Genomic DNA, 24,192 nt, shown 5'->3' on the forward strand with positions numbered 1-24,192 from the left:
TACAAAAGCTTGGTTTTAGAAACACGCGAGAGAAAGATATTAAGCACTTCAGTCAATGAAGTGCTTTTTTTATGTCTGAGTAATATTGCACTGCTAGTTATCACAAACAGGAATAATCGCGCAGCTATCAGCTAGCTCGCACCTTTTTCATAAACTGTGATATCATACGGCGCTTTTTGAAATCCCAAGAGAGATCCATACCTTGAGCCAACAAATAAAACTTCTCGTTGGACTGGCTAATCCAGGTCCAGAATACGCCAAAACTCGCCACAACGCGGGCGCTTGGGTAGTTGAAGAATTAGCGCGTGTACATAACGTGACACTAAAGAACGAACCAAAGTTCTTTGGCCTAACGGGTCGTATCATGGTTCACGGTGAAGATCTTCGTTTGCTGATCCCAACGACTTTTATGAACTTGTCAGGCAAAGCAGTTGCAGCCTTAGCAAAGTTCTACCAAATTAAACCAGAAGAGATCATGGTCGCTCACGATGAGTTAGATCTGCCTCCTGGTATTGGAAAGTTTAAAAAAGGTGGTGGTCATGGCGGACATAATGGTCTGAAAGACATCATCAGCAAGCAGGGTAACAATAAAGAATTCTATCGTCTTAGATTAGGCATCGGCCATCCAGGACACAAAGATAAAGTTGCAGGTTATGTATTAGGCAAAGCTCCTCAAAAAGAGCAAGAGTGTATCGAGGCCGTCGTTGACGAATCGGTTCGCAGCCTAGACATCTTATTAAAAGATGGCCTACCAAAAGCACAAAATCGCTTACATACGTTCAAAGCAGAATAAGGTTTATATCATGGGTTTTAAATGTGGCATCGTTGGTCTACCAAACGTTGGTAAGTCAACTCTGTTTAACGCACTGACTAAAGCAGGCATCGAAGCAGCAAACTTTCCATTTTGTACGATCGAACCAAACACAGGTATCGTTCCGGTTCCAGATCTACGCTTAGATGCATTAGCAAGAATTGTTAATCCACAGAAGATCCTTCCAACGACAATGGAATTCGTAGATATCGCGGGCCTAGTTGCTGGCGCATCTAAAGGTGAAGGTCTTGGTAACAAATTCCTAGCTAACATCCGTGAAACTGACGCTATCGGTCACGTTGTACGCTGCTTTGAAAATGAAAACATTGTTCACGTTGCTGGCAAAGTATCTCCAATTGAAGATATCGAAGTGATCAACCTAGAACTTGCACTGGCTGACTTAGACAGCTGTGAGCGTGCAATTCAACGTAACGCAAAGAAAGCGAAAGGCGGCGACAAAGACGCTAAATTCGAAATCACTGTACTAGAAAAGCTACTTCCAGTTCTAACTGAAGGTGGTATGGCACGTACTGTTGAACTTGGCAAAGAAGAAGCGGCAGCAATCGGCTACCTAAACTTCCTAACGCTTAAGCCAACAATGTACATCGCAAACGTTGCAGAAGATGGTTTTGAAAATAACCCATACCTAGACGCTGTTCGTGAATACGCAGAAAACGAAAACAACGTTGTTGTTGCTGTTTGTGCAGCAATCGAATCAGAGCTTTCTGAGCTTGATGACGAAGATCGCGAAGAGTTCCTTGCGGATATGGGTATCGAAGAACCAGGTCTTAACCGAGTGATCCGCTCTGGTTACGAACTACTGACTCTTCAGACTTACTTCACAGCTGGTGTTAAAGAAGTTCGTGCTTGGACAATCCCTGTAGGTGCAACTGCGCCACAAGCAGCGGGTAAGATCCACACAGACTTCGAGAAAGGTTTCATCCGTGCTGAAGTTGTTGGATTCGATCACTTCATCGAATTTAACGGTGAGAGCGGTGCGAAAGACGCAGGTAAATGGCGCCTTGAAGGTAAAGAATACATCGTTAAAGATGGTGACGTTGTTCACTTCCGCTTCAATGTATAATTCTGATTAAACATCTAGAAAAAAGGCCAGTGAATTCACTGGCCTTTTTGTTTTTCCCCTTTCTAAATTGTCCCTCACCAGAAAGTTAACTTCCTATATATATCGCCTTTTAGACCTGTTTTTTGTCGACAAATACGCCTCTTTGCCTAAAAAGAAACCGAACAGATGTTTATTCGCGATTTATTCAAAAAAAAAGTTGACGGGTTTCACTCAACTCCGCATAATGCGCCCCGTTCACAGCGAAGCGGCAACGTTTCGAAATGAGCAACAATATGGAAATGGCTACTTAGCTCAGTTGGTTAGAGCACATCACTCATAATGATGGGGTCGCAGGTTCAAATCCCGCAGTAGCCACCATTTCCTAAGCACTCTATTTGATATTAAAGTTTGTCTTTAGTAACAAAGAGTTTTTAGGAAATAACGCGGTCGTGGCGGAATTGGTAGACGCACCAGATTTAGGTTCTGGCGCCGAGAGGTGTGAGAGTTCAAGTCTCTCCGACCGCACCATATTGAGATATCTTTAAGATATCATTGTTGGGCTATCGCCAAGCGGTAAGGCACCGGCTTTTGATGCCGGCATTCCCTGGTTCGAATCCAGGTAGCCCAGCCACAATTTAAAGTGTAATTATCTTTAAAAAGATAATGGCATTGAAAGCAAGATTATATTATATTGTCTCGCTCTCAGATGGCTACTTAGCTCAGTTGGTTAGAGCACATCACTCATAATGATGGGGTCGCAGGTTCAAATCCCGCAGTAGCCACCATTCTTTCTTCGAGAAAGAAAAGACAACGTTATATTGAATCACCAATATTCAGTATGACTACAAAGATTTGCTGCGGTCGTGGCGGAATTGGTAGACGCACCAGATTTAGGTTCTGGCGCCGAGAGGTGTGAGAGTTCAAGTCTCTCCGACCGCACCATTATTTCTCTTTCATTAGAGAACAAATAATGAATCTATTAGATTTATTATGGCTACTTAGCTCAGTTGGTTAGAGCACATCACTCATAATGATGGGGTCGCAGGTTCAAATCCCGCAGTAGCCACCACTTATACAACGTCTTATTGAAGCACCAATATTCGATATGACTATAAAGATTTGCTGCGGTCGTGGCGGAATTGGTAGACGCACCAGATTTAGGTTCTGGCGCCGAGAGGTGTGAGAGTTCAAGTCTCTCCGACCGCACCATCATTAAATAGAACCCAGCTTTTTAGCTGGGTTTTGTTTTATCTGGAATATGCAAATCTGCTAGCCAAGTCACCAAGTATTCTCTTCTATAACCTCACTTTTAATACGATTTTATAAGACAATGTCAGCTCCATTTTCTAATTGAGTATGACTAGCCTATGAAACCCCTCCCCTTAACGATCGGTTGCTACACAGATACACCAAGTAAAAGCCAAGGTGTTTATCAAACTCAGTTAGATCTAGAAACAGGAAAACTATTACCTCTAGAGCTGATCATCAAATGTACTAACCCCTCTTTTATTACTGTAACAAAGACTGGGATCTATACTGCATCGGAAGTGGACCAGCAAAAACAGCCCCAGCTCATTCATATACCTAATGTTGATTCACAGCTAACACACAATACAAGCCTCATCTCGGGAGATCACCCTTGTCACGTCGCGATAGATCCACACAATAAGTTTGCTATCACGTCGCAATACTCATCAGGCACATTCGATATTTTTAGCTTAAGTATCAACGGCAGCATCGATAAACGACTCAAAACAATCCAGATGGTTGGTTCCGGGCCAAACAAAGAGAGACAAACTAGCCCACACGCCCATCAATGCCTGTTCTTACAAAACTCACCACAGTTTGTGACTGTCGATCTCGGCACCGATCGCATCAACTTCTATTGCTTTGATGAAGAGCAAGAAGAGTTCCTTGATGAGCCAATGCAGTCTATTAAGGTGCCCGCCGGCAATGGACCTCGCCATTTAATCTTTAACAAAGCTGAAGACAGAGCCTATGTGGTCTGTGAACTCTCTGAAACGTTGCTGACTTTGGAAAAGGTTTTAGGCATTTGGAATGTAGTGGAAGAGATTGATGCATTGCCTAATATGGAGAAGGGAGAAGCCGCAGCTGCGATTAAGCTATCGCCTGATGAGCAATTCCTTTATGTGTCATGTCGACACCAATCAAGAATCAGTAGCTTCAAAATCGACTCTGAGACTCAAAGGCTGACTTTCATTGATAGCTACGACACTGAAGGCAAATTCCCAAGAGACTTCCATATAACGAACGATGGGAAATGGCTTATCGCCGCCAACCAGCACTCCAACAACATCACCTCATTCAAGCGAGATAATGAAGATGGGTCTTTGGTTTATACAGGGTACTCTTTAGAGATCGATGCACCGGTTTGTGTGACGCAACAGCGATAGTAGTCATCTGATACAAAAAAGGAGAGCATTCGCTCTCCTTCTCTTTATAAAGTGTCTGTAATACTCAATTAAAGGCCCAGGGCATACTTCAACACTTGAGCTTTAATCGGCCCTGAGTTCTCTGCTAGCTTGAGTGCAGCATTACGCACAAACTTAAGTGGACCAATGTCGTTGCTGAATGTCTTATAGAAGAAATCCATACCGCTTTGCATCACTAGGTTGTCACCTCTTCTCATCACCTCGTAGCGTCTTGCTACAGACTGGTTCAATTCACCCTTTTCTTTGGTGACATCCAGCAGTACTGATACATCTTTGAAGCCTAAGTTAACACCCTGCCCAGCCAAAGGGTTGATGGTATGCGCAGAGTCTCCGACCAAAATACAGTTATTCTTCGAGTATGATTGAGCATGACGTCGTGTCAGAGGAAAAGAACCCGAATTCAAGACTTTGATATCACCTAACTCTTTAGGAAAGTGAGTAAGTACTTCGTTACGTAGTTTTTCAGGGGTCATTGCTGACAGTTGCTTAATACGCAGCGGAGAATCATACCAAACTAACGAGCCCAGCCCAACTTCTTGACCGTCAGAGGTTAGAGAACACAAAGGCAAAAATGAACGAGGGCCACTTGGTAGAAATTGCTGCCAAGTAATATCTTGCTGAGGTTGTTCTGTTTCTACATTGATAAGCATACAGTGTTGTCGATAATCCCAAGCCGTGATGCCAATTCCAGCTTGTTGGCGAACGGCTGAATTCGCACCATCAGCACCAATCACCCACTTCGCAGACAACTCAGCCCCTGATTGAAGCTTTACGATATTGATTTCACCAAACTCAATCACATCGAGCTTTTCTGGGCATAACAGTTCGAGATTGTCGTAGGCATCAAATTGAGACCATAAACCTAATTGAATGAGTCTGTTCTCAACGATATAGCCCAAACGAGGAAGGTCTAGTGAGGCAGCATCAAATCGAGTACGACATTCTGGGTGTTCCCAAGTCTCTAAGCGCTTGTAAGAGCAAACTCGCATTGCTGCTATGTTCTGCCATGCACCAAGATCGTCAAGTAAATCGACTGACGCCTGAGAAATCGCTGACACTCGAATATCCATCGCTTGCGACTCATCAAATGCTTGTGGGGCAAAACCTTCGATCACCGCAACACTCAGACCTTGCTTTGCAAAACCGATTGCTGTTGCTGCGCCAACCATGCCGCCACCGACTACTACAATATCGTAACTGTTCATATTTCGTACTTATCAGTTTGATTCTTTGACTGTTTTTGATTGTACTTTTTCATAACTAACTTGTAACCAAAAACCTTATTCGAAAAAAGGGTTATCCCTTATGGCATATGGCGTTAACGATAATAAAAACCACTACATAAGAGATTTGTTCAGACTACTAGTCAGTCGGTTTTGAAACCAGTACAATACGCCGCTTGCCGCTAGAGCCTGTCATAAAATTGAATACCGAATTATGACAAACGGGGCTAGCGGATGAATAATGGGCGATTTGCTCCCTTAAATTAAACTAACGATCGAGCGAACATATAATGAGTAAGAAACTGCTAATTAAAACTTGGGGCTGTCAGATGAATGAATATGATTCATCAAAAATGGCCGACCTGCTTAACGCTGCAAATGGCTATGAGCTAACTGAAGTACCTGAGGAAGCAGACGTACTACTATTGAATACTTGTTCTATCCGCGAAAAAGCGCAAGAAAAAGTATTCCACCAGCTTGGTCGTTGGAAAACGCTTAAAGATAAAAAAGAAGGTGTGGTGATCGGTGTGGGTGGCTGTGTAGCGACTCAAGAAGGTGATCACATTCGTCAACGTGCACCTTACGTAGACGTTATCTTTGGCCCACAAACATTACACCGTTTGCCAGAGATGATTAAATCATCACTGTCTAACGAAAAGCCAGTAATGGATATCTCTTTCCCAGAGATCGAAAAGTTCGATAACCTGCCAGAGCCAAAAGCTGAAGGCGCGACGGCGTTCGTTTCTATCATGGAAGGTTGTTCTAAATACTGTACTTACTGCGTTGTACCATACACACGTGGCGAAGAAGTTAGCCGTCCAATGGATGATGTACTTTTCGAAGTTGCTCAACTTGCAGAGCAAGGCGTACGTGAAGTTAACCTGCTAGGTCAAAACGTAAACGCATACCGCGGTCCAACACACGAAGGCGATATCTGTTCATTCGCAGAACTGCTTCGTCTTGTTGCTTCTATCGACGGTATCGACCGTATTCGTTTCACAACAAGCCACCCGCTTGAGTTTGGTGACGACATCATTGAAGTTTACAAAGACACACCAGAGCTAGTGAGCTTCCTTCACCTACCAGTACAAAGTGGTAGTGACCGTATTCTTACGATGATGAAGCGCCCACATACGGCTATCGAGTACAAATCTATTATCCGTAAACTGCGTAAAGCTCGCCCTGACATTCAAATCAGCTCTGACTTTATTGTTGGTTTCCCTGGTGAGTCTAAGCAAGACTTCCAAGATACAATGAAGCTAATTAAAGACGTTGATTTCGATATGAGCTTCAGCTTTGTTTTCTCTCCACGTCCAGGTACGCCAGCGGCAGATTACCCATGTGATGTACCAGCACAAGAGAAGAAAGATCGTCTGTACGAACTGCAGCAAACGGTAAACACACAAGCTATGCGTTTCTCTCGTCTAATGTTAGGCACAGAGCAACGTATCCTTGTTGAAGGCCCATCAAGAAAGAACCTAATGGAACTTCGCGGCCGTACTGAAAACAGCCGCGTAGTGAACTTCGAAGGTTCTGCTGACCTTATCGGCCAGTTCGTAGACGTGAAAATCACAGAAGTATTTGCTAACTCACTCCGTGGTGAAATAGTACGTACTGAGAAAGACATGGATCTTCGCAGCGTGATCTCGCCGACTCAAATGATGGCGAACACAAAACGCGAAGACGAGCTAGGTGTAGCGACATTTACGCCATAGGCAATACAACTGTTTGAGCACAAAGCGCAAACACAAAGCTTGAAATTACCTAACTAAGTGACCATCTTAGAAATAGGGATATCACCATCAGAAGCCCGGTCTAAATCGGGCTTTTTGCTCTTTGTTTTATTTAAGAGTGAGTGGCACAAAATGAGAGGCTAATTTGAGCAATAAAATCGTTACCTTAGAGATAAATCTAGAACCAGCAGACAACAAGCGCTTGGCAAGTTTATGCGGACCATTTGACGACAACATCAAGCATCTTGAGCGTCGTCTGGGCGTTGAGATTAATTACCGTAGCAACTTTTTCACCATTGTCGGTAAGCCTCACACTACAGCCGCAGCTTTAGACATCATCAAACACCTCTATGTTGAAACGGCTCCAGTTAAAGGCAACATAATCGATATCGAACCAGAGCAAATACATCTGGCGATCACCGAGTCAGGCATTTTGGAGCAACACGTCGAGTCTGAAATTGACTACGGCAAAGAAGTGACCATTAAGACTAAAAAAGGCGTCATCAAACCTCGAACGCCAAACCAAGCACAGTACCTAATGAACATGGTGACTCATGACATCACCTTTGGTATTGGGCCAGCAGGTACAGGTAAAACCTACTTAGCCGTTGCTGCAGCAGTTGATGCACTTGAACGCCAAGAGGTTCGCCGAATCCTACTGACTCGTCCTGCTGTTGAAGCCGGTGAGAAGCTTGGTTTCCTACCGGGTGATTTAAGCCAAAAAGTAGACCCATATTTACGTCCACTTTACGATGCGCTGTTTGAGATGCTTGGCTTTGAGCGAGTTGAGAAGCTGATTGAACGTAACGTAATTGAAGTTGCGCCACTGGCTTACATGCGTGGTCGTACATTGAATGATGCGTTTATCATTCTTGATGAGAGCCAAAACACCACGGTAGAACAGATGAAGATGTTCTTAACCCGTATCGGTTTTAACTCACGCGCTGTGATCACAGGTGATATTACGCAAATCGATTTACCTCGTGGTGCAAAATCAGGCTTACGCCATGCGACTGAAGTGCTCAATGAAGTCGACGACATTAGCTTTAACTTCTTCATGTCTGAAGACGTCGTTCGTCACCCTGTAGTTGCTCGTATCGTCAACGCATACGAGAAGTGGGAAGCAAAAGACCAGAAAGAGCGCAAAGAGTTTGAAAAGCGTAAACGTGAAGAGCGTGAAGCCAAACTTCTTGAGGCTCAGCAGGTAGTTACGACACAATTAGCAACACAAAATAGCTCTGTAATTGCAGAACAAGGTGATAAATAGATGTCTATTGAACTAGACCTGCAATTAGCGGTCGAAAATGAGCAAGGTCTTCCAACTGAGCAAGATATTCAGCTTTGGTTGGACAAAACAATTCCTCAGTTTCAAGAGAACGCTGAGTTGACGGTTCGTATCGTTGATACACAAGAAAGCCACCAGCTCAATCATGAATATCGTGGCAAAGATAAGCCAACTAACGTGTTGTCTTTTCCATTCGAGGCTCCTCCAGGGATCGAGTTAGATCTACTGGGCGACCTCATTATCTGCCGCCAAGTTGTCGAAAAAGAAGCAGAAGAGCAAAGTAAGCCTCTGCTAGCACACTGGGCTCATATGGTTGTACATGGCAGTCTGCATCTGCTAGGTTATGATCATATCGAAGATGATGAAGCTGAAGAGATGGAGTCACTCGAGACAGAAATCATGCAATCTATGGGGTTTGAAGACCCTTACATTCTAGAAAAGTAAATTGATTCTAGTAAAGTAGGTTGCAGAGAAACAATAACTCATCGAACCTGTGATTTTCACAGGAATCTGAGTTGTAACGTGTGCTATCACACTTCTGATAGCGTTATTTTTTGAGAAATCATGAACGAAGGTAACCCCCCCACTTCTGAGGGAAGTAAAAAATCTGAAGGTCCGAGTAGAAAGTCCTTCTTTGAACGCCTAGGCCAACTATTTCAAGGTGAAGTAAAAGATCGCCAAGAGCTCGTAGATGTAATCCGCGACTCAGAAATTAATGACCTAATTGACCACGACACACGCGACATGCTCGAGGGTGTTATGGAAATTTCAGAGATGCGAGTACGCGATATCATGCTGCCTCGCTCTCAAATGGTTACAGTTGAACGCACAGATGATCTAGATACATTGATTGCGCTCATTACTGATGCTCAACACTCTCGCTACCCAGTGATCAGTGAAGATAAAGACCATGTTGAAGGCATTCTATTAGCGAAGGACCTACTTAAGTATTTGGGTTCAGAAAGTGCTCCATTTGATATCGAACAAGTGATTCGCCCTGTCGTGGTTGTTCCTGAAAGTAAGCGAGTTGATCGCCTGCTTAAGGAGTTCCAAGAAGAGCGTTACCACATGTCTATCGTTGTCGATGAGTTTGGTGGAGTTTCTGGCCTGGTAACCATTGAAGATATCCTCGAAGAAATCGTTGGTGAAATTGAAGACGAGTTCGACGATGAAGAAGAGCTAGATATTCGTAAGCTGAGTAAGCATACCTTCTCTGTAAAAGCTTTAACCACTATTGAAGAGTTCAACGATACGTTTAACACTGCCTTTAGTGACGACGAAGTGGATACAGTTGGCGGTATGGTGATGACAGCACTCGGCCACCTGCCGGTTCGTGGCGAAATTGTAGAAATCGAAAACTACCATTTCAAAATAACATCAGCAGATAACCGTCGTGTGATTCAGCTACAGGTAACCATTCCTGACGAACAGCCTCTTCCGACTATCGAAGAATAACAACTTCTCTCTAAAGAGATGACAAAAATTAGATGACTAATACCTTTATTCATCGCCTATTACGGCCGCTTGCGGCCGTTTTTGTTGGCGCTATAACCACCCTTTCATTCGCTCCATACTCTATATGGCCTCTTGCTATTCTCAGCCCAGCTTTGTTGCTGTTACTGATCCACAACCGCTCTCCTAAAAGTGCGCTTTGGATTGGCTACGCATGGGGTTTAGGTCAATTCACCACAGGTATCAGCTGGGTATACGTCAGCATTGATGGTTTTGGCGGCATGCCACTGGCAGCCAACCTATTTTTGATGGCATTGCTTGTTGGCTACCTAGCCGTTTATTCAGGGCTATTTACCTGGGGTTTGAATAAATTCTTCCCTGCCAATAACCTAAGCCGCTTTTTCCTTGCAGCTCCTGCATTCTGGCTAGTCTGTGATTGGCTGCGTGGCTGGGTAATGACGGGCTTCCCTTGGCTTTGGTTAGGCTACAGCCAAATCGATTCGCCATTGGGTTCATTTGCACCGATTGGCGGCGTAGAGCTAGTAACTTTAGCGATCATTGTTTCAGCCTCTGCATTCACTTATGCGATTGTTAACCGGGCTTGGAGCATCGCTATCATTCCCGCTGTCGTATTTAGCGCAGGCTTTGGTATTCGCAACATCGACTGGGTCACGCCGAACCCTGAAAAAACCACGTCAGTCGTCTTGATACAAGGCAACGTCGATCAAGACAGTAAATGGCTACCGAGTCATCGCTGGCCAACCATGATGAAGTACACCGACCTAAGCAGAGAAAACTGGGGAGCGGATATCATCATCTGGCCTGAAGCGGCTATTCCAGCATTCGAAGTTGAGATCCCATCTTTCCTACGTAACTTGGATAGCGCAGCGAAGATGAACAACAGTTCGATCATTACCGGTGTGCTGAATCAGTCTGAAGATAAGAAATACTACAACAGTGTTCTTTCTCTCGGTGTGAATCCATACGGTGAGTACAGCTACGATCCAGACGAACGCTACCATAAACACCACCTGTTACCATTTGGTGAGTTTGTGCCGTTTGAAGATATCTTGCGTCCATTAGCACCTTTCTTTAACTTGCCAATGTCATCATTTAGCCGTGGCGACTTTGTTCAACCAAACATAGTGGCAAATGGTCGTCACTTAGCGCCGGCACTGTGTTATGAGATCATCTTTAATGATCAAGTTAGACAGAACGTAACCGACGAGACTGACTTTATTTTAACGCTCTCTAACGATGCGTGGTTTGGTCGTTCGATTGGCCCTCTGCAACATATGGAAATTGCACAGATGCGTGCTCTGGAGCTTGGTAAGCCGGTTATTCGCTCGACCAACAACGGTGTGACGGCAGTTACTGATTACAAAGGCAATATAATCAAGCAAGTGCCTCAGTTTGAAACGGCAGTGTTAAAAGCTGAACTCATTTCAACGGATGGTCAAACGCCTTATCACACAGTAGGTACTTGGCCACTGTATATCTGGGCGATGCTCAGCTTGGTGATTGGTTGGGTAATTAGAAAGCCAAAAAGCTAGATTCGACGAAAAGTGATTTGAGGGTTGACTGATCGGGTCAACCCTTTTTCATTGCTGTGGTTTTGCGTTGATACGCTATGGTTCAGAAGCTTACGGTTTAAGGGCTTTACGACTAAACCCTTTAGAACCACATTTAATGCATGGAATGATATTGGTTGGGTGGTTATATTCGGTTTGGTGACCACACTCGTCACATACTAAGGTTCCCAAGCCAATGACTTCACCCGCTTGATACAAGCCTTGGTGTTCTAAGTCTTGGAACAGTTCAACCCATTCCACCTTAGTACGATCAGTAATATCCAACAGCCCTTGCCAAATAGAGTCCGCAATCATCAAATAGAATGGACCGCTTTTACTCTCTTCATAGCTTTCGGAAAACTCTTTTAAGTCCGACTTCACGTAGGCAGAGATCAATGAAAGCTCATCTTTAGTCATATCATTAGCTGCTTTCGCAAACTTGCCCGACGTTTCGATTTTGTTGTTGAGCTCTTCAGGGCTATGCTTCAGCGTTTCAATCACCTCTTCGACGACTTCTTCATAGAGCGCTTTTTTCTTCGGCATAACAACCTCCTTAAGATAACCAACCTTTTAGTGAGCAAACGGATGCGCTGCAATGCACTCCCGCTTACAAACAAATGCAATTCATACTCTTAAGTATAGTTGCCCTGCGAAATTCAGTGAAAATTACACAATCTACTAAGCGGCAACTGCAAGTATGAAGGGTATAACTATTGTTGTACTCAGCTCCTTTAGGTATTCTATGACGATCTGTAAGACTCTGTTCTAACCGAACTCACAAATTCCAAGATAACCGGATACCATCGATGCAAGAACAATATAACCCGCAAGAGATTGAACAAAAGGTTCAACAACACTGGGATAACAGCGAGACTTTCGTTGTAAGTGAAGACCCAAACAAAGAAAAATTCTACTGTCTTTCTATGTTCCCTTACCCAAGTGGCCGACTGCACATGGGTCACGTGCGTAACTACACCATCGGTGATGTGGTATCTCGTTTCCAACGTCTACAAGGCAAAAACGTAATGCAGCCAATTGGTTGGGATGCATTCGGCCTACCTGCAGAAAACGCCGCTGTTAAAAACAATACAGCACCTGCACCATGGACTTACGAAAACATTGAGTACATGAAGAACCAGCTTAAGCTTCTAGGCTTTGGTTACGACTGGAACCGTGAATTCGCAACGTGTACTCCAGAGTACTACCGTTGGGAACAAGAGTTCTTCACTAAGCTTTACGAAAAAGGCCTGGTTTACAAGAAGACATCTTCAGTTAACTGGTGTCCAAACGACCAAACAGTACTGGCAAATGAGCAAGTAGAAGACGGTTGTTGCTGGCGTTGTGACACTCCAGTAGAACAAAAGAAGATCCCACAATGGTTCATTAAGATCACTGAGTACGCTCACGAGCTGCTAGACGATCTAGACAACCTTGAAGGTTGGCCTGAAATGGTTAAGACCATGCAGCGCAACTGGATCGGCCGCTCTGAAGGTGTTGAACTATCTTTCGCTGTTAACGGTGAAGAAGCGCCGCTAGAAGTGTACACAACACGTCCAGACACACTAATGGGTGTTTCTTACGTTGGTATCGCTGCAGGTCACCCTCTTGCAGAGAAAGCATCACAGAACAACCCTGAGCTTGCAGCATTCGTTGAAGAGTGTCGCAACACCAAAGTGGCTGAAGCTGAACTCGCAACGATGGAAAAGAAAGGTATGGATACTGGCCTAACGGCTATCCACCCTCTTAACGGTCGTGTTGTTCCTGTATACGTAGCAAACTTCGTACTTATGGATTACGGCACAGGTGCGGTAATGGCGGTTCCTGCTCACGATCAACGTGACTACGAGTTCGCAACTAAGTACGGCATCGATATCATCCCAGTAATCAAACCTGAAGATGGTTCTGAACTAGACGTGTCTGAAGCGGCTTACACTGAAAAAGGTGTACTGTTTGATTCTGGTGAATTCGATGGTCTTGCGTTCCAAGAAGCATTCGATGCAATTGCTGCGAAGCTTGAAGCTGAAGGCAAAGGTAAGAAGACAGTAAACTTCCGTCTACGTGACTGGGGTGTATCTCGTCAACGTTACTGGGGCGCTCCAATCCCAATGGTAACCACTGAAGACGGTGAAGTTCACCCAGTACCAGCAGACCAACTGCCAGTCATTCTTCCTGAAGATGTAGTAATGGATGGCGTAACGAGCCCAATCAAGGCTGACAAGTCTTGGGCTGAAACAACATTCAACGGCGAACCCGCTCTACGTGAGACTGACACGTTCGATACGTTTATGGAGTCTTCTTGGTACTACGCACGTTACTGTTCACCGCAAGCAGACGACATTCTAGATCCAGAGAAAGCAAACTACTGGCTACCAGTTGACCAATATGTTGGTGGTATCGAGCACGCTTGTATGCACCTGCTTTACTCTCGTTTCTTCCATAAGCTTCTACGTGATGCTGGCTACGTGACGTCTGATGAACCGTTCAAGCAACTACTATGTCAAGGCATGGTTCTGGCTGACGCGTTCTATCACGAAAACGAAAAAGGCACCAAAGAGTGGATTGCACCGACTGACGTAACGGTTGAACGTGACGGTAAAGGTCGCATCGAAAAAGCAGTCGACGATCAAGGTCGTGAAGTTGAACACTCAGGCATGATCAAAATGTCTAAGTCTAAGAACAACGGTATCGACCCACAAGAGATGGTAGACAAGTACGGCGCTGATACAGTACGTCTATTCATGATGTTTGCATCACCTGCAGACATGACGCTTGAGTGGCAAGAGTCTGGCGTTGAAGGGGCTAACCGCTTCCTTAAACGTGTTTGGAAATTGGTTCACGCTCACTCTTCTAAGGGTGCTGCTGAATCTGTTGATGCTTCTGCGCTATCTGGCGACCAAAAAGCACTTCGTCGTGATATCCATAAAACTATCGCGAAAGTAACGGACGATATCGGCCGTCGCCAAACGTTCAACACAGCAATCGCTGCGATCATGGAATTGATGAACAAGCTAGCGAAAGCACATCAAGAGTCTGTACAAGATCGTGCAATCCTTGATGAAGCGCTAAAAGCTGTTGTTCGCATGCTTTACCCAATGACGCCACACATCTCTTACGAAATGTGGATTGCACTGGGTGAATCAAACGTAGACTCAGCAACATGGCCAACTTTCGATGAGAAAGCGCTAGTTGAAGACGAGAAAACTATCGTTGTTATGATCAACGGTAAGCTACGTGCGAAACTAACCGTTGCTGCTGATGCAACAGAAGAGCAAGTTCGTGAGCTTGGTCTAAACGATGAGAACGCTAAGAAGTTCCTAGATGGCTTAACTATCCGTAAAGTTATCTTCGTACCAGGTAAGCTTCTAAACATCGTTGCTAACTAATTTCGTTAGCACAATGCAATTGCTAAAGAATTAACGAACTTAATTCATCAAAAGCAGTCTGTAGACAGGGTAGCTAATTGCCCTGTCTACTTATTTAAGCGCTTTAGACTTGAGCCTAACCACTCAAACGAACTAAAGCCTTTAAATAAGTATTCTACCTTCATGAGAGCCATCAAATAATGCGCCTGATTTCACTATCTTCATTGAAAGTTACTGTTGTTGTTTTAACCGTCAGCCTATTAAGTGCGTGTGGTTTCCACCTACGTGGTGATTACTCCGTACCAGAAGAACTCAACAAGATCTCCGTAACCAGTTACGACCAATACAGTACGTTTACACGTATGATGAAAGGTCAACTGCGTATGAATGATGTAGAAATTGTGCTACCGGCTGAGAATACACCTAACCTGCACATCATTAGCGAGAGTGTTGGTGAGCGTACTTTATCGCTATACCAAAATACTCGTGCCGCCGAAATTGAGCTAACATTTAACGCTTCATACCGAGTAACGATCCCAGATCTTGGCTCAAAAACGTTCTCAACCAGTGTTACCCGTAGTTACCTAGATAACCCGCTAACAGCCCTCGCAAAGTCGGTTGAACGCGACATGATCGAAGATGAAATGCGCAAGCTAGCAACTAGCCAAATCCTTCGCCAAATGGCGCGCCTAAAAGCCAACATCGCTGCAGACAGTATGGACCTTGAAGCACTAGAACACGTTCAAGTGAAAGAACTCGAAAAGCAATACAACATCAAGAATGTTGAGATCGTACCAGCTTCAGAAGAACAACCAACACTTAGCGATTCGGCTGAGTAATAGGTTTATTTGATGCGTATTTTTGCTGACCGCTTATCAGAGCAACTTATTAAACAGTTGAGTAATGTTTACCTAATTTTTGGTAACGAACCGCTACTGTTGCAAGAGAGCCGAGAAGCGATTCAAAAGGCTGCAAAACAGCAAGGCTTTGAAGAACGTCACCGCTTTGCGATTGATAGCAGTCTCGACTGGAATCAAGTCTACGACTGCACTCAAGCACTGAGCCTATTCTCTAGCCGTCAGGTCATCGAGCTTGAACTGCCAGAGTCAGGCGTCAATGCCGCAATAGCGAAAGAGCTACTCGCAATCTCCGAGCATATCCACAGTGATATCTTGTTAATCTTGGTGGGCACTAAGCTCACCAAAGCTCAAGAAAGCGCTAAGTGGTTTAAGGCTCTTTCGAATCAGGGTCACTGGGTCAGTTGCCTAACGCCAGATGTCAGTCGGTTACCTCAGTTTGTCCAAGCGCGTTGCCGTCAAATCGGTTTAACGCCAGACCCTGAAGCGATTCAAATGCTGGCGCAATGGCATGAGGGTAATCTATTTGCTCTCACCCAAAGCCTAGAAAAACTGGCTCTCCAATACCCAGATGGAAAACTCACGTTAGTACGCTTAGAAGAATCGCTGAGTCGACACAACCATTTTACTCCATTCCATTGGAGTGATGCGTTATTGGCAGGCAAAGGTAACCGAGCACAACGAATCCTGCGTCAGCTAGAAGCTGAAGGTGTCGAACCCGTCATTTTATTACGTAGCATACAACGAGAGCTTGCTCTGCTATTACAAATGCAGCAACAAATGAAACAGATGCCGATTGGTCAGGTCTTCGAAAAACACCGTATCTGGCAATCTAAAAAGCCTCTTTATAACGCCGCGCTAACAAGAGTTTCGATTTCTCAATTACACTCTTTGTTCGCGTTGCTCACTCAAGCTGAATTGATGACAAAAACTCAATATGAGCAGTCGCCTTGGCCACTAATTCATCAGTTAAGCGTAGAGTTTTGTATCCCTTCAGCTTCAATACCATTCCACGCATAAAAGCGTGTTATATTCTAGGGTCAACAAGCCCTAAACAAAGCTAAATTCAGATTAAAGGAACACCCAGTGTTACGTGAAGAACTAAAAGATTTTCTTGCAGACAAAGCCGACGACATGAAAGCAGAATCGATTGTAACTATCGATGTAGAAGGCAAATCAAGCGTTACTGATTACATGATTGTTTGTACTGGCACCTCTAAACGCCATGTTGCCTCTATTGCACAGCATGTTGCTGATGAAGTGCGTAAAGCGGGTATGCAACCTCTAGGTATGGACGGTCAGCAAGAAGGTGAATGGGTTGTTCTAGATATGGGCACAAGCATGCTTCACGTTATGCAAGAAGAACACCGTGAACTGTACCAACTAGAAAAACTTTGGGGCTAAGCTTTGAAGATCCAGTTAATCGCAGTTGGCACAAAAATGCCAAAGTGGGTTGAAGAAGGCTTTAAAGAATATAAACGCCGCTTCCCTCATGATATGCCATTAGAGCTCATTGAAATTACTGCGGGAAAGCGCGGTAAAAATGCGGATATTGCACGCATTCTTCAAAAAGAAGGCGAAGCGATGTTGGCAGCGGTTCCAAAAGGCAACCGCATTGTCACGCTTGATATCCCAGGTAAAAAGTGGGACACATCACAACTGGCAGAGCAATTGGAAAGTTGGAAGTTGGATGGACGCGACGTTTCTATCCTTATCGGCGGGCCTGAAGGATTAGCACCTGCATGTAAAGCGGCTGCAGACCAAAGTTGGTCTCTGTCTGCGCTTACTCTCCCTCACCCATTAGTACGCGTTATCATGGCTGAAAGCTTGTATCGAGCTTGGAGCATCACTGCTAACCACCCTTATCATCGAGAATAAGCGTTAATGTTACGTAAACGTAGCCAAATCCGTGATTACAAAGCAGAAGCACGACTATTTACTAATCGTGCTTTTGTTGCGTTTGCGGGGATCATAGTCATGATATCGATGTTGGTTGTTAATCTGTACAACATTCAGGTCAATCAATATCAAGACTATAAAACCCGCTCTAACGATAACCGTATCAAGGTCGTTCCAATCGCCCCTAACCGTGGTTTGATTTACGATCGTAATGGTGTACTTCTTGCCGAAAATCGCCCGGTTTTCAACCTAGAAATCACGCCAGAAAAAATCAAAGATATGGATGACACGCTCGTCCGTCTACAAGAATTAATCGAGATCCCGCCAGAGCGCATTGAACTATTTGATCGTGATCGTCGCAATTCACGACGCTTCAAGTCAGTACCTATTCTGAATCAGCTTACCGAAGAACAAGTTGCGATCTTCTCTGTAAATCAACATAAGTTCCCAGGCGTTGAAGTTACAGGTACGCTAAAACGTTTCTACCCTTATGCTGATGTGTTAACTCACGTGATTGGCTACGTATCGCGCATCAATGACCGTGATATGCAGCGCCTGGTTCGCGAAGAGAAAGACGCCAATTACCAAGCCACTCGCGACATCGGTAAACTTGGTATTGAGCGCTACTACGAAGACATGCTTCACGGTACCGCTGGCTATCAAGAAGTCGAAGTTAACAGCCGTGGACGAGTGATCCGTACTCTAAAATTTGTACCGTCGGTTCCGGGTAAAGATATCGTGCTCAACTTGGATATCAAGCTACAACTATACGTACATAAGTTACTGGATGGCCGCCGTGGCTCAGCTATCGTTCTCGACCCGAAAGACAATGGCGTGTTAGCCATGGTATCTAGCCCAAGCTACGACCCAAATGCATTCGTACATGGTATTTCGTCTAAAGGTTATAACGCCCTGCTTCAAGACAAAGACCGCCCTTTGGTTAACCGTGCAACGCTAGGTATTTACCCACCAGCATCGACGATCAAGCCATTCATTGCTGTTGCGGCTCTGCAAGAAGGTGTGATTACACCTAATACAACGCGTAATGACCCAGGTTATTGGAAGATCCCTAATTCAAAAACAAGACCATTCCGTGACTGGTTGCGTTGGGGACACGGGGTCGTTGATATAGAGAAAGCGATTGAAGAGTCAGTGGATACTTTCTTTTACCAAATTGCTTATGATCTCGGCATTGATCGCATATCCAAATGGATGATGATGTTCGGCTTTGGTGATTATACTGGCATCGATATTTATGAAGAAAGCAAAGCCAATATGCCAACTCGTGATTGGAAGATGGCAAGACACCGTGTGCCTTGGTACCAAGGTGACACCATCCCAGTTGGTATTGGCCAAGGCTACTGGACTGCAACACCCATGCAGATTGCAAAAGCCACATCAGTTTTGGTCAATGAAGGTGAAGTAACCGCACCTCACCTACTTCGTTCAACCATTGATAACGGTCGTCCATTCGATGAACAAATCATGTCGGACATTGAAACTTACCCACCGCTAACCGGGGTTAAGAAGAAGTATTGGGATATCGCTCAGGAAGGTATGAGGCTGGCTAACCACGGTAAGAAAGGTACGGCAAGACGTTCATTCCAGAAGATGTCTTACCAAACCGCTGGTAAATCGGGTACCGCACAGGTATTCGGCTTAAAAGAAGATGAAGAGTACAACGCGGATGAAATCGCAGAGCACTTACGCGATCACGCCCTCTTTACGGGTTACGCGCCTTTTGAAGATCCTGAAGCCGTCGTGACTATCGTTCTAGAGAACGCAGGTGGCGGTTCTTCTAACGGCGGCCCAGTAGTAAGAAGGATTTTAGACCATATTATCCTTGCAGAAGATTATCAAAGTGAGCCAATTAAATAATGAAACTTGATCCTTCAACTGGACGAAATAGAGCCCTATTCGAAAGGCTGCATATCGACCTGCCGCTTTTGCTTGGCATTCTGGTTTTAATGGGCTTTGCCCTGCTGATCATGTACAGCGCAAGCGGACAAAGCCTTGCGATGATGGACCGCCAGGCGATGCGCATGGCTCTGTCTTTAGGTGTGATGATCTTCCTAGCGCAAATCTCACCTCGTACTTATGAAACCTTGGCACCACTGCTATTTGTAGGTGGTGTCATCTTGCTATTGGGCGTGTTGTTCTTTGGTGAAGCCTCTAAAGGCGCCCAGCGTTGGTTAAACTTCGGCTTTGTTCGATTCCAACCGTCAGAGCTATTAAAGCTCGCGGTGCCTTTGATGCTGGCACGATTTATCGGTAAGCGCTCACTTCCACCAACATTCCAAACATTAGCGATCTCGCTAGTGATGGTGTTTGTACCGACGATTCTAATCGCAAAGCAGCCTGACCTAGGTACATCTATCCTTATCGCCGCATCTGGTATCTTCGTGATATTCCTGGCTGGTATCAGTTGGAAAATCATTGCTAGCGCGGCAATCGCATTAGGGGCATTTATCCCAATCCTATGGTTCTTCTTGATGCGTGAATATCAAAAAGTGCGTGTTAGAACCCTTTTTGATCCTGAATCAGATCCATTAGGTGCGGGTTACCACATCATTCAAAGTAAGATTGCGATAGGCTCTGGTGGTATTTCAGGAAAAGGTTGGCTGCAAGGCACTCAATCTCAACTAGAGTTTATTCCAGAGCGTCATACCGACTTCATTTTTGCGGTCATTGCCGAAGAGTGGGGCATGATTGGTATCTTGTTCTTGCTTGCTATCTACCTGTTTATTATTGGACGTGGCTTAGTGCTTGCGAGCCAAGCTCAAACCGCATTCGGTCGAATGATGGGCGGAAGTATTGTACTGAGCTTCTTCGTTTATATTTTTGTAAACATTGGCATGGTAAGTGGCATTCTACCTGTAGTTGGTGTTCCTCTTCCTCTAGTCAGTTATGGCGGTACTTCAATGGTTACCCTTATGGCTGGTTTTGGTATTTTAATGTCGATACATACACACAGAAAAGCATTCTCAAAGGCGACCTAATCGATGTCTATTACAACGTTTCAAAAAAAAGCATCCTTGGTTGAAGAGCTGCCAATCAAAAAAATAGTCTCTATCTTGGGGCTAGCGATTTTAATCAATGGTTGTTCTTCAAAGCAGCCAACAGGCCGCTACGATATTGATTCAGATATTGCACCAGACGCACCGATCTCAGTAGAGCATCTCGAGGATGCTCACCCTCAGTATGAACCTTATAGTTTAGGTGGTAACACGGATTACACTTTACGTGGCGAAGACTACAAGATCGTAAAGAAGACCGAAGGGTTTACTGAGAAAGGCAAAGCCTCTTGGTACGGTAAGAAATTTCATGGCCACTTAACGTCGAACGGCGAGATCTACGACATGTATTCGATGTCTGCGGCGCACAAAACATTGCCAATTCCAAGCTATGTAAAAGTGACGAATACCGACAATAACAAAACGACGATTGTTCGTATCAATGACCGCGGCCCATTCCATGAAGGCCGAATCATTGACCTTAGTTATGCGGCAGCTTACAAGCTCGATGTGTTGAGAACCGGCACGGCAAATGTTGAGATTGAAGTCATTACTGTGGCTATGCCAACCGACGCAAATAAAAAGGCTGCTTTACCGCAATTTATTATTCAAGTCGCAACATCTCCACATGAAGATAGAACAGAGAAGTTAGCGAAAGATCTAGCCGAAAAGCTAGAAGTAGCAACGTTCTTGCAGCCAAATGATGACAACTACCGTCTGATGATTGGGCCATTTCATGACTATGCTCTGACTCAAGAGAAATTAGAACAAGTTAAGCTAATGGGTTACCCGTCAGCTTATATAAAAAAACACACCCTAACTCGCTAATTAATCTAACAGTTACTTCTGGTAATCAGCGCTCTGGTGTGACAGAGTGATTCTGTTAATATATGAATAGTTCACCAAATAATTGCATTCAAAATGATTAAATCTAATAAACTTGTTAAATCGATTTTTGCTACTTCTGTTGCTCTTTCTGCAACGATAGCTACATCGTCATTCGCCGCTCCTATTGTTGTTCCTGATGCTCCTCAAATCGCCGCTAAAGGTTTTGTTCTGATGGATTACCATTCAGGCAAAGTACTAGCAGAGAAAGAGATGAATACTCAGCTTTCTCCAGCAAGTTTAACCAAGATGATGACGAGCTACGTGATCGGCCAAGAGCTCGACCGTGGCAACATCAACCTAAACGACGATGTTGTAATCAGTGAAAATGCTTGGGCTAAAAACTTCCCAGATTCATCTAAGATGTTCGTTGAAGTGGGCACTACGGTTAAAGTTGAAGAATTAAACCGCGGTATCATCATTCAATCAGGTAACGACGCATGTGTTGCTATGGCTGAACACATCGCTGGCTCTGAAGATGCATTCGTTGACCTAATGAACGCTTGGGCAAGCTCTATCGGCATGAAAGACACGCACTTTGCTAACGTGCACGGTCTAGACAACCCGAACCTATACTCAACGCCTTACGATATGGCGCTACTTGGTCAGGCGCTGATTCGCGACGTACCAGACGAGTACCGTATCTACTCAGAGAAGAAATTCACATACAACGGCATCACCCAATACAACCGTAACGGTCTGTTATGGGATAAGAGCATGAACGTTGATGGCATCAAAACGGGCCACACAAGCAATGCAGGTTACAGCCTAGTAAGCTCAGCGACAGAAGGCAAAATGCGCCTAGTGGCTGTAGTTATGGGCACCAAGAATGCGAATGCTCGTAAAACAGAAAGCAAAAAACTGCTTAGCTACGGCTTCCGCTTCTTTGAAACAGTGGCACCACACACAGCCGGTGAAACCTTCGTAGAAGAGAAGATCTGGATGGGTAGCAAGGACACAGTTGCACTGGGTGTCGACGAAGATACTTTCGTAACGCTACCTCGTGGTCAAGCTAAGAACCTGAAGGCAAGCTTCGTTCTTGAGAAAGAACTAGAAGCGCCAATCAGCAAAGGCGATGTAGTTGGTAAACTATTCTACCAAGTAGACGGTGAAGACGTTGCTGAATACCCACTACTAGCACTTGAAGATGTAGACCAAGGCAGCCTATTCAGCCGTCTATGGGACTACCTAGTTCTTCTGTTCAAGGGTTTATTCTAAACAAGCAAAAGGTTTGTTCTAGGTAAAACCCAAGCTTGTTGTATAGCTAACCTAATGAGTAAGTTCATGATTTACTCATTAGCGAACCAAAAGCCGCCATGTGCGGCTTTTGTTGATCTTGAGTTCGGTGATATTTACACGTAATATTCCGCCTTATTACTCGTGTCTGTTGACCGAACACGCTTTTTATCGACATTTCGCCAATTTGCGAGAGTCTAGCCTTTTGGAGCTAATCATGAACATCAATTCTGATGCAAAACTAAAAGACCTCTTAGAGTTCCCTTGTTCATTCACTTACAAAGTAATGGGCCACGCTAAGCCAGAACTGACTGAGCTAGTACTAGAAGTGATCCAGCGTCATGCTCCTGGTGACTACAGCCCAACGCTAAAACCAAGTGCGAAAGGTAACTACCACTCTGTTTCTATCAATATTACTGCGACTTCAATTGAGCAAGTAGAAACTCTTTATAAAGAACTGGGCGAGATCGAAATCGTTCGTATGGTTCTGTAATCTCCGATTACACATGAAAAACAGCGGCTTATTGCCGCTGTTTTTATTTAAAGCGCCCTATCTAGCTCAAATTCATTCAACTTAATTTTCAATAAATACAAAGAAAGTTGAAAAACCTTGCAGTCCGTCTGTAGTTAGAATCATGTTTCGCGTTTATAATGCGTTCACTTTATTAATCCTTGAGGGAGTGCAGCTTTGCAAAATAAGCTAATCGTAAAAAAATTAGGCCGTCAGGATTACGAACCTGTATGGAAAGCCATGCATAAGTTCACAGACGAACGCACGGAAGAAGACCTAGACCAAGTTTGGTTGGTTGAACACAACCCTGTCTTCACTCAAGGACAAGCAGGCAAAGCTGAGCATGTATTAAATGCCGGTGATATCCCTGTAATACAAAGCGATCGCGGTGGCCAAGTGACTTACCACGGCCCAGGCCAATTAGTGGCTTACTTTCTGATTAACATCCGCCGCAAGAAATTCGGAGTACGTGATTTGGTTACTCATATCGAGAACCTCGTAATCAATACTCTGAAAGCTTACAATATAGATTCAGCTGCCCGACCTGACGCTCCTGGTGTTTATGTCGATGGCAAGAAAATCTGTTCACTTGGATTACGTATTCGACGTGGCTGCTCGTTCCACGGGTTAGCACTCAACGTCGATATGGACCTGTCTCCATTCCTACGTATTAACCCATGTGGTTACCAAGGTATGGAAATGGCGCAGGTAAGCCAACTCGGCGGACCAAGTGAACTAGAAAACGTTGAGCAACAGTTAATACAAGAGCTCGTAGAGCTACTCGGCTATGACCAAGTAGACATTCAAGCCACCAGTAACATTACAGCAGAAGCATAA

The 24,192-nt window shown here is 44.5% G+C and carries 21 protein-coding genes and 7 tRNA genes; 26 read left to right on the forward strand and 2 right to left on the reverse strand.

The features are described 5' to 3' along the window. The first annotated feature begins 202 nt into the window (after nucleotides 1-202). The 10 genes from pth to AB4486_RS20605 all read left to right on the forward strand — a co-directional run bounded on the left by pth (nucleotide 203) and on the right by AB4486_RS20605 (nucleotide 4,288). The gene (gene pth, locus AB4486_RS20560) at nucleotides 203-793 is read left to right on the forward strand and encodes an aminoacyl-tRNA hydrolase (protein WP_004739815.1); all 591 of its coding nucleotides are present in this window, start codon (nucleotides 203-205) and stop codon (nucleotides 791-793) included. A 10-nt stretch (nucleotides 794-803) separates the two neighbouring features. After that, nucleotides 804-1,895, forward strand: coding sequence for a redox-regulated ATPase YchF (gene ychF / locus AB4486_RS20565; RefSeq protein WP_372074751.1), 1,092 nt, complete (start codon nucleotides 804-806; stop codon nucleotides 1,893-1,895). A gap of 280 nt (nucleotides 1,896-2,175) precedes the next feature. Next, nucleotides 2,176-2,252: transfer RNA gene (locus AB4486_RS20570), tRNA-Met, on the forward strand. A 65-nt stretch (nucleotides 2,253-2,317) separates the two neighbouring features. Further along, nucleotides 2,318-2,402: transfer RNA gene (locus AB4486_RS20575), tRNA-Leu, on the forward strand. 28 nt (nucleotides 2,403-2,430) lie between these two features. Then, nucleotides 2,431-2,505 (forward strand) — tRNA-Gln (locus AB4486_RS20580). Nucleotides 2,506-2,582: 77 nt separating this feature from the next. After that, nucleotides 2,583-2,659 (forward strand) — tRNA-Met (locus AB4486_RS20585). A gap of 72 nt (nucleotides 2,660-2,731) precedes the next feature. Next, a tRNA-Leu gene (locus AB4486_RS20590) sits at nucleotides 2,732-2,816 on the forward strand. 50 nt (nucleotides 2,817-2,866) lie between these two features. Beyond that, a tRNA-Met gene (locus tag AB4486_RS20595) sits at nucleotides 2,867-2,943 on the forward strand. 55 nt (nucleotides 2,944-2,998) lie between these two features. Continuing rightward, a tRNA-Leu gene (locus AB4486_RS20600) sits at nucleotides 2,999-3,083 on the forward strand. A gap of 158 nt (nucleotides 3,084-3,241) precedes the next feature. After that, nucleotides 3,242-4,288 (forward strand): lactonase family protein, encoded by a 1,047-nt coding sequence (locus tag AB4486_RS20605; protein ID WP_017071286.1) that lies wholly within the window; start codon nucleotides 3,242-3,244, stop codon nucleotides 4,286-4,288. Between the two features lie 68 nt (nucleotides 4,289-4,356). Here AB4486_RS20605 and AB4486_RS20610 read toward each other — a convergent pair whose 3' ends face one another. After that, nucleotides 4,357-5,532, reverse strand: coding sequence for a 2-octaprenyl-3-methyl-6-methoxy-1,4-benzoquinol hydroxylase (locus AB4486_RS20610; protein ID WP_372101329.1), 1,176 nt, complete (start codon nucleotides 5,530-5,532; stop codon nucleotides 4,357-4,359). A 308-nt stretch (nucleotides 5,533-5,840) separates the two neighbouring features. Here AB4486_RS20610 and miaB point away from each other — a divergent pair, with 308 nt between their 5' ends. The 5 genes from miaB to lnt all read left to right on the forward strand — a co-directional run bounded on the left by miaB (nucleotide 5,841) and on the right by lnt (nucleotide 11,573). After that, complete coding sequence (gene miaB / locus AB4486_RS20615) at nucleotides 5,841-7,265, forward strand: tRNA (N6-isopentenyl adenosine(37)-C2)-methylthiotransferase MiaB (RefSeq protein ID WP_017064168.1); 1,425 nt, start codon at nucleotides 5,841-5,843, stop codon at nucleotides 7,263-7,265. Between the two features lie 163 nt (nucleotides 7,266-7,428). Continuing rightward, nucleotides 7,429-8,550 carry a PhoH family protein gene (locus AB4486_RS20620; RefSeq protein WP_017064169.1) on the forward strand — a complete coding sequence of 374 codons (1,122 nt, stop codon included), beginning with the start codon at nucleotides 7,429-7,431 and terminating at the stop codon, nucleotides 8,548-8,550. After that, nucleotides 8,551-9,012 (forward strand): rRNA maturation RNase YbeY, encoded by a 462-nt coding sequence (gene ybeY, locus AB4486_RS20625; protein ID WP_012603383.1) that lies wholly within the window; start codon nucleotides 8,551-8,553, stop codon nucleotides 9,010-9,012. It begins immediately after the preceding gene. Nucleotides 9,013-9,132: 120 nt separating this feature from the next. Next, nucleotides 9,133-10,023, forward strand: a complete 891-nt coding sequence (gene corC, locus AB4486_RS20630; protein ID WP_012603382.1) for a CNNM family magnesium/cobalt transport protein CorC — start codon at nucleotides 9,133-9,135, stop codon at nucleotides 10,021-10,023. Between the two features lie 32 nt (nucleotides 10,024-10,055). Next, nucleotides 10,056-11,573, forward strand: coding sequence for an apolipoprotein N-acyltransferase (lnt, locus tag AB4486_RS20635; protein ID WP_065584440.1), 1,518 nt, complete (start codon nucleotides 10,056-10,058; stop codon nucleotides 11,571-11,573). Between the two features lie 90 nt (nucleotides 11,574-11,663). Here the strand turns inward: lnt and AB4486_RS20640 are convergent, their stop codons facing one another. Next, on the reverse strand, nucleotides 11,664-12,134 hold the full coding sequence (locus AB4486_RS20640; protein ID WP_017062329.1) for a zinc ribbon-containing protein: 471 nt from the start codon (nucleotides 12,132-12,134) through the stop codon (nucleotides 11,664-11,666). Between the two features lie 263 nt (nucleotides 12,135-12,397). Here AB4486_RS20640 and leuS point away from each other — a divergent pair, with 263 nt between their 5' ends. The 11 genes from leuS to lipB all read left to right on the forward strand — a co-directional run bounded on the left by leuS (nucleotide 12,398) and on the right by lipB (nucleotide 24,192). Further along, on the forward strand, nucleotides 12,398-14,974 hold the full coding sequence (leuS, locus tag AB4486_RS20645; RefSeq protein ID WP_372118442.1) for a leucine--tRNA ligase: 2,577 nt from the start codon (nucleotides 12,398-12,400) through the stop codon (nucleotides 14,972-14,974). Between the two features lie 179 nt (nucleotides 14,975-15,153). Then, entirely contained in the window at nucleotides 15,154-15,792 is a 639-nt protein-coding gene (gene lptE, locus AB4486_RS20650; RefSeq protein ID WP_372118444.1) for an LPS assembly lipoprotein LptE, read from the forward strand. Between the two features lie 12 nt (nucleotides 15,793-15,804). Next, complete coding sequence (holA, locus tag AB4486_RS20655) at nucleotides 15,805-16,830, forward strand: DNA polymerase III subunit delta (protein WP_017068505.1); 1,026 nt, start codon at nucleotides 15,805-15,807, stop codon at nucleotides 16,828-16,830. A gap of 66 nt (nucleotides 16,831-16,896) precedes the next feature. Next, nucleotides 16,897-17,214, forward strand: a complete 318-nt coding sequence (gene rsfS, locus AB4486_RS20660) for a ribosome silencing factor (protein WP_004735247.1) — start codon at nucleotides 16,897-16,899, stop codon at nucleotides 17,212-17,214. Nucleotides 17,215-17,217: 3 nt separating this feature from the next. Next, complete coding sequence (rlmH, locus tag AB4486_RS20665; RefSeq protein ID WP_065584443.1) at nucleotides 17,218-17,688, forward strand: 23S rRNA (pseudouridine(1915)-N(3))-methyltransferase RlmH; 471 nt, start codon at nucleotides 17,218-17,220, stop codon at nucleotides 17,686-17,688. Between the two features lie 6 nt (nucleotides 17,689-17,694). Then, the gene (mrdA, locus tag AB4486_RS20670) at nucleotides 17,695-19,587 is read left to right on the forward strand and encodes a penicillin-binding protein 2 (RefSeq protein WP_372101319.1); all 1,893 of its coding nucleotides are present in this window, start codon (nucleotides 17,695-17,697) and stop codon (nucleotides 19,585-19,587) included. Beyond that, nucleotides 19,587-20,708 carry a rod shape-determining protein RodA gene (gene rodA / locus AB4486_RS20675; protein WP_017062334.1) on the forward strand — a complete coding sequence of 374 codons (1,122 nt, stop codon included), beginning with the start codon at nucleotides 19,587-19,589 and terminating at the stop codon, nucleotides 20,706-20,708. The genes mrdA and rodA overlap by 1 nt, the downstream gene beginning before the upstream one ends. Before the next feature lie 3 nt (nucleotides 20,709-20,711). Continuing rightward, nucleotides 20,712-21,551 (forward strand): septal ring lytic transglycosylase RlpA family protein, encoded by an 840-nt coding sequence (locus tag AB4486_RS20680; protein WP_048615264.1) that lies wholly within the window; start codon nucleotides 20,712-20,714, stop codon nucleotides 21,549-21,551. Nucleotides 21,552-21,644: 93 nt separating this feature from the next. Further along, the gene (locus AB4486_RS20685; RefSeq protein WP_017068508.1) at nucleotides 21,645-22,826 is read left to right on the forward strand and encodes a serine hydrolase; all 1,182 of its coding nucleotides are present in this window, start codon (nucleotides 21,645-21,647) and stop codon (nucleotides 22,824-22,826) included. A gap of 232 nt (nucleotides 22,827-23,058) precedes the next feature. Further along, a complete protein-coding gene (gene ybeD, locus AB4486_RS20690) occupies nucleotides 23,059-23,337 on the forward strand; it encodes a DUF493 family protein YbeD (protein WP_026084358.1) in 279 nt (92 codons plus the stop codon). 195 nt (nucleotides 23,338-23,532) lie between these two features. Further along, entirely contained in the window at nucleotides 23,533-24,192 is a 660-nt protein-coding gene (gene lipB, locus AB4486_RS20695) for a lipoyl(octanoyl) transferase LipB (RefSeq protein WP_017068510.1), read from the forward strand.

It is taken from the genome of Vibrio sp. 10N.222.55.C6, assembly GCF_041473395.1.
Lineage (GTDB): Bacteria > Pseudomonadota > Gammaproteobacteria > Enterobacterales > Vibrionaceae > Vibrio > Vibrio crassostreae_C.